The organism is Streptomyces sp. NPDC042346 (assembly GCF_055581845.1).
Window position 1 is genome coordinate 1008975 of the sequence record NZ_JBVJEH010000001.1, and the last position, 9116, is coordinate 1018090.

The window sequence follows — 9116 nt, forward strand, 5'->3', positions numbered from 1 at the left end:
GAGGAGTTGACCTGAATGGGCGACGTACTGCGGATCGGTTCCCGAGCCAGCAAGCTGGCGCGGAGGCAGGTCAGTGAGTGGCTCGCGCCAATCGCCGGGCAGTTCCCGGACGTGACCTTCAAGCGGCAGATCATCCTTGAAGGCGGGGATCGGGACCGGGTCACGCCGACCCTGGCAGAAGTGGCGAAGACCGCTGGTGGGTCAGCGTTCTCCACCAACCAGGAGGCGGCCCTCGTGACCGGCGAGGTGGACGTGATCGTGCACTCGCTCAAAGACCTCCCCACCTCCGTGCACGAAGGGACCTGCCTCCTGGTGACCCCCGGGCCGCGCGAGGACGTGCGTGATGTGCTCTGCGGCTCGACGCTGGACGACCTGCCTCGTGGCGCGACGGTGGGAACCGGAGCCCCTCGCCGCGTCGCTCAGCTTCTTGCCCTCCGTCCTGACCTGCACGTAGTCCCGATCCGTGGAAACGTCCCTGGACGGCTGGCGCGCGCCACGAAGGGCGACCTTGATGCGGTGGTGCTCGCTGCGGCAGGGTTGAACCGGCTGGACCTGATGCCCCAGGAGCACGAGGTGCTCGACCCGACGACCTTCCCTCCATCCCCGGGGCAGGGCGCGCTCGGCATCCAGGTCCGTGTCAACTCCCCGGCTGCCGAGGTGTTGGCGAAGGCCGGAGACCCGCTTGTCGACGTGTGTGTGAGGGCCGAGCGTGCCCTGCTGGCCGAGCTTCACGGCGGCTGCTCCGTGCCGGTGGGTGCGTGGGGGCGAATCGGTGCTGACGGCCTGCTGTACCTGACCGCCGCCGTGACGTCGCTGGACGGCACGAAGCAGGTCAGGGCCGACGGGGCAGGGCCCGCCGAGGACCCCGAGAAGCTCGGGGCCAGCATTGCGGCCGACCTCATCGTTCACGGTGCGGCCGGCATCCTGGCTGAGATCAGGAAGTCTTGAGGCCGCGGGCGATGTCCAGCGCGGCGTAGGTGATGATGCGGGTGGCTCCCACCCGCTTCAGGACCGTGTACGCCTCGACGAGGGGCTTGAAGTCGCGTTCCCCGTTGTCCCGGAGGTCGGTCAGGCGCAGGTATTCGCCGCTGACGGAGAAGGGGACGAGGGGAACGGGGATCTTGTCCTTGAGGTGCACGAGGGTGTCGACGGTGTGCAGGGCGGGTTCCGTGAGGATCATGTCCGCACCCTCGTCGACCATCTGGCGGGCCACGTGCACAGCCTGTTCGGGCTGGTTCGGCGCGATCTGGAAGGCGCGGACCCCTGAGCGCGGTGTGGCTCCCATGGAGGTCCTGAAGCCCTCGTAGAGCGACGAGGCGAAGATCAGGTGCGGCATGATGCCGACGTTGTGGTGCCCGGCGCGGTCGAGTTCCTGACGGACTCGGCGCACGGAGCCGGGGATCATCGCGGCCGGGCCGACGATGTCCGCACCGGCCTCCGCCTGCATGACGGCCTGGAAGCCCAAGGCTTCGATCGTCTCCTCCACGTCCATCCGGCCGCCATTGCCAGCGAGCCAGCATTCCCCGGTGTCGTTGTGCTGGCAGACGCACGTCTCCGTCATGACGAGCACCTTGGGGGCGGCCTTCTTGGCGGCGGTAATGGAGCGGGCCATCAGGCCGGTGGGGGAGGCGTGCTGCGATGCCCGCGCGTCCCTGAGCTTGGACCCGGCGAAGATCTTCACCGACGTGATGCCGGCCGATTCCAGGGCCTTGACCGCCTCGGGCAGCTCCTTGACCGTCATCGTGGGCATGGACCGAGACTTGGTGTCGTCCTCCTCGCGCATGAGAAGGACCATGGCGAGGTCGCCCGGGGTCAGGCCCGGATCTTTGAGAAACTCACGGACGGCTAAGCGGTGGGCGGGCATTGCTCCTCCTGCAAGATCAGACTGGATGACTGCGTGGGGGGCACGGCCCGCCCCGGCCGACGCTGCCCGCTCCGAGGGGGATGTGTAGCGGAGCGGGGTGGGCATGCCGGCCGGGGCGGGTGCTTGGGGTGGTGCTAGGCGGCGAGGATGTCGCGCGCGTCGAGCGGCTCCGCAGTGTCGCCGTCGCCCGGGTCGCCCGTTTCGGGGGTCTCGGGGGTCTCGGTGTCGGAGTCCACCTTCTCGACCTCGGGGGTGTCGGTCTCAACGGTTGCGGGCATGGAAGCCCCCCTCTCTTTCGTCGGTCCCGGCCCGGTTGGGCGCGGGGGCGCGTCCGTCGCCACGGACACGCCGCCGCCCTGGGTGGGCATCCGGCCGTGATGGAGTGCCGGTGCCCCGGGAAGTCCCCGCCAGGGCGGAAGCTCTGCGATGTGTGGCCTACCGGGGGATGACGGTGCCGAGGAACAGGGCGGCCAAGACGCCCATGACGGCCAGGTAGGTGTAGACGCCGTGGGCCAGGGCCGGGTGCTCCTCGCGGATGGCCCGCAAGGCGGCGAAGCCCGTCTTGCCGTGCGCCTGGGCCCGGAAACCGAACGCGCTGATCTCGACGTAGGTGACGTCAGGCGCACTGTCGGCGGCGCCCGCCTGCTCGAACGCGAGGTCCGCGATGTCGTAGGGCTCGAAGCGCCTCTGCATCTTCAGATAGGCGAGCAAGCGGCGCGGGGTCCAGAAGGCGGCCATGGCAAGTGTTCCTTTCGGTGGGGCTTACGCGGCCAGGTCTTCGACGTTGACGCGCGTGACGTCCGTCAGTTCGACGACCATGGCCGCGCTGATCAGCGCGTGGAGGCGGGTGTCTCCGTACGGGACCCAGGCGTCGCCCGGGTGGCAGTACCACCCGCCCTGCACGGGCCGGTACAAGGAGCCGACGGCCCCCCAGGCGCGCGGGTCGGGTGTGCGCACGGCGGCGAAGGTGGGCTCGTTGGCAAGGTGCGGGCACTCGGCGATCGAGCGCACCGCGCAGGGCTCGCACAGCGGCGGCATCTTGGTGAGGGACTTCTCCGGCCAGGTGGCTGGGGACCGCTTGGTGCGCCAGTCCAGGAACAGGACGCCGTCCTCGTTCTCGCTCGCGGGTTCCTGGCAGACCTGGCACAGGAGATCGAGCATGCACTCGTACTGCCGGCCGGGGTGCATCTCGTCGTACAGGGCCCGCCCCTGCTGGGGGGAGGAGGAGACCCGCCCGATGAGGACGCCATGAGGGTCTCGGTCCTCGGGTCGTTCATCCTTGTAGGCGATGTGGAGCTGCGGCCGGTGCCGCAGGACCAGATCGCTCTCAAGGCCGGGGATCTCGCTGTCCCACGCGGCGACGTACGGAACGACCGCCGGGCGGGCAAGCGGTCTGCTAGGCACCGACGGCCTCCTTCTCGGCCGCCTGCCAGCCCTCGCGCTCCAGCAGGGCGAGCAACTCGCAGGCCGTGACCGCCGCGTGTCGAGCGAGGCGCCTGTTCGACCAGACGGGGTTGGCGGTGGCAGTTCGCGCCCTCTCGATCATCTCGCGGACCACGATGCGCCCGGTGTCCAGGAAGCCGTCCGCAGCATCTGCGAGGGCGTCGAGGAATCCCTGCATGGTCAGGACAGTCGCGTGGAGATCCTCATCGCGGACCTCGTCAAGGTGGCTGCTCAGTACGTAGTTCGACGTCTGCCAGACTGCCTCGGGCGTGATCCGTAGAGGGCTATCCCCTTGATCCAAGACGACCTGCCGACGCAAGCCGTCCAGGAACCTGCGTAACGTGTCGTTGTCCTGAGAACCCTCGGTCAGGTCGCCGCGCTGGGATGTGTCCCAGATCCAGGACTCGCCCGGCGTTCGGCGCTCGGCGCCGACGCTCGAACCGGCAGTGCGGCGAAAGAGGGTGAAGGTGCGCGGCTTCGCGTGCTTGCCCATTACCCAGCCACCCCCAGCGTGCACCAAGTGCGGGTCCCGTCTCTGCCCCACTGGTCCGAGAAGGCGGCTACGAGGACAAGGCCGCGGCCCCCTTCCTCGTGTGGACCGGGGGTGCGCTTCTTGGGCTGCCCCTCTTCCGAGTGGTCGTCAACCTCGATGAGGACCAGGCCCGAAGGGCTCCAGGAGAGCAGGAAGTCGATGTTTTCAACTTCGGCTCCGGGCTTCCGGTGCTGAATTGCGTTGGTGACGAGTTCGCTGACGAGGAGCTGGACCGTCTGAATGGTGTCAGGTTCGATGCCGCCGACTCGGTTGAGGTGAGCCGCAGCGAGCCTGCGCATGTGCTCGACGCGCCTGGGCTCGGGGGCGAAGGTCGCGCTGAGCTGACTCGTCCGCGCGGGCGGGCGGAGGCCGGCATTGCGGACGGAGGGCGGCGTCATACATCTGCCCTCGTGACTTCGACGGCGCTGGGGGCGTCCTCGTCGGGCTCGTCGAGGTAGTTGGCGAACTTGGCGATGGTCGCGAGCCAGGCCCGGAACTCGGCCTGCTCGCCCGGCGTGCTCGCGATGTGCGCGACGGTGGGGGCGATGACGCCCTCGACGCTGTTCTCGCGGAGGAGCCTCGACGCCTCGAACCAACCAGGCCGTTCACGCCGGGAGCGGGTTACCGCGCCGGTCTCGATGATGACGGCGTTGTCGGGGACGATGAAGTCACGAGCTTCTGCGAACGCTCGCAGGCTGGCCGCCACGGGGGCGGTGTCCGCGCCCTCGGGCAGGTTGGCGTAGAGGAGTACGCGCGTGCGGTCGGGGAACCCGCTCGCAGCGTCAGCGATGTTGCGTCGGCGCTGTTGACTCGCGGTGGTCCGTCTCATGTACCAACGGTGTCGCAACCCCGAGGACTCGGGAAGTAACACCTCGTAGCACTAAGCGAAGTTGCGCAGCCCCCGGTGACACGAGCCGTATCACCGAGGGCAGTTGGGTGAAGAAAAGTGCTACGTGGCGTATCACTACGCCGAGTTCGGTGCAGGCATATGCCAGTCTACAGAGCCGTCTTGAGGGTCGCGGGCGCGTATCCGTCGGCGGCGACGGCCGGCACGCCGATGAGTTCGGAGACTCGGCGAAGACGGGACGTAGAGGCGCTACCGATCTTCTGGACGATCACGCCGGGCAGAGCTTGGTGTCGGGACCATTGCGGCGCGTCGTGGAGCACGCCCTCCAGCGTGTCGAGTGCCTTGTCGTAGAGCTTCGCGTCCGCCTGAGCCATCGCCACGTCGAGCTGATACCGGTTGCGGGCCGCATCGGCCAGGCCCTCCAGGTGGACGGGCTTCACCGACTCGATCAGCTTGAGAGCCTTCCCCGGCTTGCCGATGGTGACGTTGATGCCGACCGCCTGGGTCGTCGCGGTGTGCGGGCCGAACCGGGCGCCGTGGAAGTCGCGTTCGCGTCCGAGGCGGGCTCCCACTGCATGCAGGCGAGAGAGGTAGTCGCCAGTGCGGTCGGTGTCCTCCAGGCGTGCGGCTGTGACGGCGCAGTGGTTCAGCAGGTTGCCGTAGACGGTGAGTCGCTCCGGGCTCTGGTCCGAGTAGCGGGGCTCGATCTCGTCGGCGGCGACGGCCGCGACCTCCATCGAGCGCTGAAGCCGTCCGTCACGGAGGTAGACCCAGGACCGGGCGGAGTCGACCCGGGCGGTGCGCAGTGGATCACCCGCCGCCAGCGCGGCATTGCGTGCGTGCCCGATCGAGGAGTAGGCCAAGTCCCGTGCGCCGAAGAGGTTGGCCACACATGCAGCGATCTGGTAGCCGTCCGAGAGGTACCCGAGGACCGGGTGGGCGGCGTCTCCGTCGAGAGTCCGCGCGGTGATCGCCGCATCGCGAAGCAGCGGCCCCAGGATGGCGCCAAGCTCGCGGTAGTTACCGGCCCAGTAGAGAGTCCAGGCCCTGTCCGTCGCGCGCGACAGCTCGTCGACCAGCACTGGGTCGCAGTCCGCGGGGAGGAAACCCGCCGCCGTGTCGTGGACGCTGGACGAGATGTGGCGCAGGGTCGCTCGGTCGTCGTGTCCCATGGAGCGCCGAGGGGCCTGCTGGCCGAGGATGACGCTGGTGTCGACGCTGAGCGCATTGGCGATCTTGAGCAGTGTCGGGAGGGAAAGGCGACGGTTCTGCTCGGCGGCCCGGATCGTAGGGAGGGCCAGGCCCGTCTTGTTCGCGAGCTGCTCTTGCGACATCCCCTTGCCGCGCAGGATCTTGATCCGCTCGCCGTTGCTGTAGTCACTCCATTGGGGCATTCCCGACTCCAAGTCCGTTCAAGAACACGCGCCTGTATTTGAACGGTACCCGGATGGGAGGGGTGTACGGGCAGCCAAGCCCCCAGCCGTTGTGGAGGGCTGGGAACTTGGCTTCTGTGTTCGAATCCGGATAGGCGGTCAGCTAGCGCCGACGAGGGTGTCGTATCCGTCGACGTAAGGCTGGCCGTTGAGATGGGCAGCGAGCTTCCCGACGCCGCGTTCGATCCGGTACCGAACGGCGCGGTCCGTGATGGAGTCGCGAGCAGCAATCAGCTCGTCCGGCCAGTCCAAGGCGTACCGCAGGAACAGGGCCCGACGTTCGCCTCGGGAGAGGTCGCAGGCGTCCCACGCCTGCCGGATGTCGGCGAGGTGGGCGAAGAGCGTGCCGGCCGTCCTGGGGTCCGTGGTGCCCCTGGGCATGTCCGCGTCCGGTGCCGTGGGATTGCGGATGCCGTATGCGGCTGCCGCGTCCCACACGGCCGGGAGGAGGTGTTCGACGAGGCGCCGCTCGTACCCGCTCACACTCGCTCCCCGTCCGAGTCTGCGCGGGCGGCCTCGTAGGAGACGTGGCGTGCACGGTGTCGGGCCTGGGTCTTGATCTGGTCGGTGAGGTCCAGGACGAGCCGGTGGTGCAGGACGCCGGGTCCCAGCCCCGGGTCGGCGAGGCAGCCGCGCACCATGTCCGCCTTCGTCGCCAGGAGGAGAAGCGCCTCCTGGAACGCGTCGTCGTACTCCATCGTGAGCCGGGTCCCATATCCGTCCGCGACCCGGCGGGCAGCTCGGCCGGCAATCCCCTCGGTCTCGCGGGTGATGACGGACCAGTCCGCGGATTCGGTCACCGGACCACCTCCTTGACCGGGACCGCTCCGTCCTTGGTGACCATGACCATCAGGCCCGGGGCGCCACGGGTGCCGGTACGGTGCCGCCACCATGTGCTCTCGGACTCCAGGGCCGGTACCTGGATGAAAGTCCGGGGCCCGTCGGTGTCGACGAACTCATGATGGAGATGACCGGCCAGCAGGACATCGGCCTGGTGCATGGCGGAGGTCTTGTCGAAGGACTGCCCCTTCCACCACTCGAAGTGCTTGCCCGGCCTCCACTGATGTCCGTGGGCGTGGGCGATGACCGTCCCGGAGCACTCGACCACCACGGTCAGCTCGTCGTTGTCCGGCACGAAGACCTCGACGTGCTCGTAGTCCTCACCAGCCAGGGACAGGGCCTCCGCGACCGAGATCAGGGCGTCCGTGTCGTGGGAGTCGTCGTACCGCGTGACGCCGCGCCCGTTGGGGCGGACGGCCTCACCGTGGTTCCCTGGGACGGCAACGACGGTCAGGCGGGAGGCGTACGGGGCGAGCTTCAGGACGGCGTGCGCCATCAGGCGCCGGGTGAGGCGGATCTGCTCGGTCAGGGTCAGGCCGGTGCGCCAAGTGTTCGCGCCGTTCTGGCTGACGAAACCCTCGATATGGTCACCGAGCCAGCAGAGGTGGACGTGGTCGATGGTGAAGCGCAGCCGGTACTCGGACAGGAGGTCCGCGGCCTTGTCGATGCAGTCCATCGCCCGGCGGAGGGTGCCCTCGGGGCCGTCGCCGTCAACCTTGCCGAACTGCATGTCCCCGAGCGCGACCACGAACGTCCACTCGCCCTCGGTGTCCACAGCGGTGCGGACGGAGGGAGTGTGCTGGTCGAAGACGGCCAGCAACTCGTCGACATCGAGACGATGGGGCGGCGCGTGCTTCCTGCGGGTGAAGGAGAAGCGGGCGCTCACGCCGGGCTCGCCGTTCGGCATGGTCCACTCGCTCGACCGGAAGCCGGAGACCTCCCAGTCGCCGGGATCAAGGCGGTGAGCGCGCAGGACGTCGGCCGCCGATGAGTCGGGGTCCATCTCGGCCGGGCCGCGCACCGTGACCTCGGCGGAGTCTCCGGAGACCTCGATCCGTCGGGTGTAGTCGCGGTCGGGGTCGGCCTGGCGGGCGGATATCGCGGGTGGGGTGGGGGTGGTCAGAAGGTCGGCCAGCAGCGTGTCAGTCACAGGTTAACTAAACCTCCGTGAGGGATCGTCGGTAGGTGCGGATGGTGGAGGCGGACACGCGATGCCCGTGCTTGCGCAGGACCAGCGCGAGCCGCTCGGCCGATGAGCCGTCCAGCAGGCGGATCGCCACCGATTCCCGCTCTGCGGGCTCCAGCTCGTCGTAGATGCGCTGGAGGGTCGGGCCTGGGTTGCCGGGCAGGGCTTCGCTCACTCGCTCTCCTTGTCGAGGGACTCGACGGCCGCCACGGCGAGGGCAGCCAGGCGGACGAGTCCGCTGCGTACGTGCGCAGGGTCCCGCTCGGCCAGGGCGCCGAAGAGCCCGGCCAGCAGGGTGGAGTCCCAGCCGGGTACGCCGTCCAGGTCTCGGCTGATGTCGACGGAGCGCCACCGGTTCGCCTCGCGCTGGTGGTGATCGCGGCCCTTGTGTGGATGCCGGCCGCCGCCGACGGGGACGAGGCGGTCGTCGATCAGCTTCCGGGCGGCTCGGACGTCGGCCAGGATCGCGGTGACGGGTGCCGGCCGACGGGTCTTGGTCTGGGTCACGGCTGGCCCTCCTTGGCTATGTCGAGGAGGGTCTGAGCGCCTCCGTGCAGGTAGGTCTCGGTCACATCGCCGACCCGCAGGCGCATCGCCCTGGCGGAGCGGGGGAGGGCGCGGCAGACCTTCGCGGTGAAGTCGCTGCCCGCGTCGTCAGGGTCGCCCCACACGCGTACGACGTTGAAGCCCGCCAGCATGCGCCGATGGCGTGGGAGCCAGAGCGCGGCGCCGGGGATCGCCGTGGCGTACAGCCCGATCTTCCGCAGGACGATCCGGTCGAGTTCGCCTTCGGTGACGTCGATGGTGTCCGCGGCCTGGTGGATCGAGTCCACGCCGTACATGCGGGGCGGGTCGTCCTTGAGCGAGTTGTACTTGCCGTGGAAGTGGGCCCGGTGATCGTGCTCTTCGAGGCAGCGGAACCGGAGGGTAAGAGGGTGGCCGTCGTGGGCCAGGTACGGAATCGCGAGCAT

Annotated in this window: 15 protein-coding genes; 1 reads left to right on the forward strand and 14 read right to left on the reverse strand. The window is 69.0% G+C overall.

The window, feature by feature from the left end:
• Nucleotides 1–15: 15 nt before the first annotated feature.
• Nucleotides 16–948, forward strand: coding sequence for a hydroxymethylbilane synthase (gene hemC / locus ACZ6K0_RS04720; protein ID WP_469575046.1), 933 nt, complete (start codon nucleotides 16–18; stop codon nucleotides 946–948).
• Here the strand turns inward: hemC and ACZ6K0_RS04725 are convergent.
• The 14 genes from ACZ6K0_RS04725 to ACZ6K0_RS04790 all read right to left on the reverse strand — a co-directional run bounded on the left by ACZ6K0_RS04725 (nucleotide 935) and on the right by ACZ6K0_RS04790 (nucleotide 9116).
• Entirely contained in the window at nucleotides 935–1969 is a 1035-nt protein-coding gene (locus tag ACZ6K0_RS04725; protein ID WP_469575049.1) for a hypothetical protein, read from the reverse strand. The two genes, hemC and ACZ6K0_RS04725, sit on opposite strands and share 14 nt — an antisense overlap.
• A gap of 29 nt (nucleotides 1970–1998) precedes the next feature.
• Nucleotides 1999–2142 (reverse strand): hypothetical protein, encoded by a 144-nt coding sequence (locus ACZ6K0_RS04730; RefSeq protein WP_469575051.1) that lies wholly within the window; start codon nucleotides 2140–2142, stop codon nucleotides 1999–2001.
• Nucleotides 2143–2299: 157 nt separating this feature from the next.
• Nucleotides 2300–2602: a hypothetical protein gene (locus ACZ6K0_RS04735; protein WP_469575053.1), complete on the reverse strand. Its 303-nt coding sequence runs from the start codon at nucleotides 2600–2602 to the stop codon at nucleotides 2300–2302.
• Between the two features lie 24 nt (nucleotides 2603–2626).
• Entirely contained in the window at nucleotides 2627–3268 is a 642-nt protein-coding gene (locus tag ACZ6K0_RS04740) for a hypothetical protein (RefSeq protein WP_469575055.1), read from the reverse strand.
• Nucleotides 3261–3800 carry a hypothetical protein gene (locus ACZ6K0_RS04745; RefSeq protein ID WP_469575057.1) on the reverse strand — a complete coding sequence of 180 codons (540 nt, stop codon included), beginning with the start codon at nucleotides 3798–3800 and terminating at the stop codon, nucleotides 3261–3263. The genes ACZ6K0_RS04740 and ACZ6K0_RS04745 overlap by 8 nt, the downstream gene beginning before the upstream one ends.
• Entirely contained in the window at nucleotides 3800–4237 is a 438-nt protein-coding gene (locus ACZ6K0_RS04750) for an ATP-binding protein (RefSeq protein ID WP_469575059.1), read from the reverse strand. The genes ACZ6K0_RS04745 and ACZ6K0_RS04750 overlap by 1 nt, the downstream gene beginning before the upstream one ends.
• Complete coding sequence (locus ACZ6K0_RS04755; RefSeq protein ID WP_469575061.1) at nucleotides 4234–4668, reverse strand: hypothetical protein; 435 nt, start codon at nucleotides 4666–4668, stop codon at nucleotides 4234–4236. Before ACZ6K0_RS04755 ends, ACZ6K0_RS04750 begins: the two co-directional genes overlap by 4 nt.
• A gap of 167 nt (nucleotides 4669–4835) precedes the next feature.
• Nucleotides 4836–6080, reverse strand: coding sequence for a helix-turn-helix domain-containing protein (locus ACZ6K0_RS04760; RefSeq protein ID WP_469575063.1), 1245 nt, complete (start codon nucleotides 6078–6080; stop codon nucleotides 4836–4838).
• Between the two features lie 138 nt (nucleotides 6081–6218).
• A complete protein-coding gene (locus ACZ6K0_RS04765) occupies nucleotides 6219–6602 on the reverse strand; it encodes an RNA polymerase sigma factor sigma-70 region 4 domain-containing protein (protein WP_469575065.1) in 384 nt (127 codons plus the stop codon).
• On the reverse strand, nucleotides 6599–6919 hold the full coding sequence (locus ACZ6K0_RS04770; RefSeq protein ID WP_469575067.1) for a hypothetical protein: 321 nt from the start codon (nucleotides 6917–6919) through the stop codon (nucleotides 6599–6601). Before ACZ6K0_RS04770 ends, ACZ6K0_RS04765 begins: the two co-directional genes overlap by 4 nt.
• The gene (locus tag ACZ6K0_RS04775) at nucleotides 6916–8109 is read right to left on the reverse strand and encodes a hypothetical protein (RefSeq protein WP_469575069.1); all 1194 of its coding nucleotides are present in this window, start codon (nucleotides 8107–8109) and stop codon (nucleotides 6916–6918) included. Before ACZ6K0_RS04775 ends, ACZ6K0_RS04770 begins: the two co-directional genes overlap by 4 nt.
• A 7-nt stretch (nucleotides 8110–8116) precedes the next feature.
• Complete coding sequence (locus ACZ6K0_RS04780; RefSeq protein WP_469575072.1) at nucleotides 8117–8320, reverse strand: hypothetical protein; 204 nt, start codon at nucleotides 8318–8320, stop codon at nucleotides 8117–8119.
• A complete protein-coding gene (locus ACZ6K0_RS04785) occupies nucleotides 8317–8652 on the reverse strand; it encodes a hypothetical protein (protein ID WP_469575074.1) in 336 nt (111 codons plus the stop codon). The genes ACZ6K0_RS04780 and ACZ6K0_RS04785 overlap by 4 nt, the downstream gene beginning before the upstream one ends.
• Nucleotides 8649–9116: a toprim domain-containing protein gene (locus ACZ6K0_RS04790; RefSeq protein ID WP_469575076.1), complete on the reverse strand. Its 468-nt coding sequence runs from the start codon at nucleotides 9114–9116 to the stop codon at nucleotides 8649–8651. Before ACZ6K0_RS04790 ends, ACZ6K0_RS04785 begins: the two co-directional genes overlap by 4 nt.